Source organism: Streptomyces milbemycinicus (genome assembly GCF_002154605.1).
Taxonomy (GTDB): Bacteria; Actinomycetota; Actinomycetes; order Streptomycetales; family Streptomycetaceae; genus Streptomyces; species Streptomyces milbemycinicus.
In genome coordinates this window covers 1-1,034 of sequence record NZ_MUNE01001309.1, presented here as the reverse complement: position 1 = coordinate 1,034, position 1,034 = coordinate 1, and the positions used below count along the sequence as shown (strand labels likewise).

Below are 1,034 nucleotides of genomic sequence, written 5' to 3'. Positions count from 1 at the left end.
CGCCGCCCTGGCCGCGGCCCTGCGCCCCGACCGAGGCGAGAGCCAGACATATCTCGCGGCCCTCGCGCGGCTCTTCGTGTCCGGGGTGGAGGTGGACTGGCCAGGGGCGATGGGGTGGACGCCAGTCGCGGTCGGCGGTGTCGAGCTGCCGACCTATGCCTTCGAACGGGAGCGTTACTGGCTGGAGGCGGCGGAGCCCGGCGACTCCGGGGCGGGCGGCGGCGAGGGGCCGCTGTGGGAGGCGGTGGAGCGGGGCGATGTCCCGCGCGTGGGTGAGCTGCTGGGGGTCGATGAGGCGGCCGGTCTCGCGACACTGGTGCCCGCGCTGGGGGCTTGGTGGCGGGGGTGCCGTGACCGTGGCGTGCTGGACGGATGGCGCTATCGGGAGGCGTGGCGGCCGGCGGGCGACGGTGGTCCGGGGGCGCCGACGGGGCGTTGGCTGGTGGTCGTCGCCGACGGGGTGGACGGATCGCCCGTCGTCGAGGAGTTGGAGCGGTCCGGGGCCAGGGCGGCCCTCCACGCCGCCGAGGGGTGTGTGGCGCGCGAGGCGCTGGTGGAGCGGCTGCGGACCGAGTTGGGGCCCGAGCCCGAGGTGGACGGGGTGGCGTTGCTGTTGGCGGGCAGTAACGGCGGACCGGGCGCCGGGGCGCTGCTCCTGGCGTGGCTCCAGGCATTGGGCGATGTGGGGGTGGCGGCTCGGCTCTGGTGTGTGACTCGCGGCGCGGTGTCGGTGGGTGGCGGGGATGCGGTGGTGTCGCCCGGGCTGGGCCAGGTGTGGGGGCTGGGACGGGTGGCCGCCCTTGAGGCTCCAGAGATGTGGGGCGGATTGGTCGACGTTCCCGACCCGCTGGACGCGCGGGCGGCGCGGAGCCTGGTGCGGGCGCTGGCCGGGCCCGAGCGGGAGTGCGCGGTACGGGCGTCCGGGGTGTTCGTACGCCGACTGGAGCGGGCCCCGCTGGCCGTAGCGGGGGCGGAGCCGGGGCGCGAGTGGCGGCCACACGGCACGGTACTGATCACCGGCGGTACGGGCGGGC

At 76.7% G+C, this 1,034-nt stretch carries 1 pseudogene; it reads left to right on the top strand.

Going from position 1 to position 1,034, the window contains the following annotated elements:
• Window positions 1–1,034, top strand: a pseudogene (locus CCN51_RS52790) (type I polyketide synthase); the annotation flags it as partial.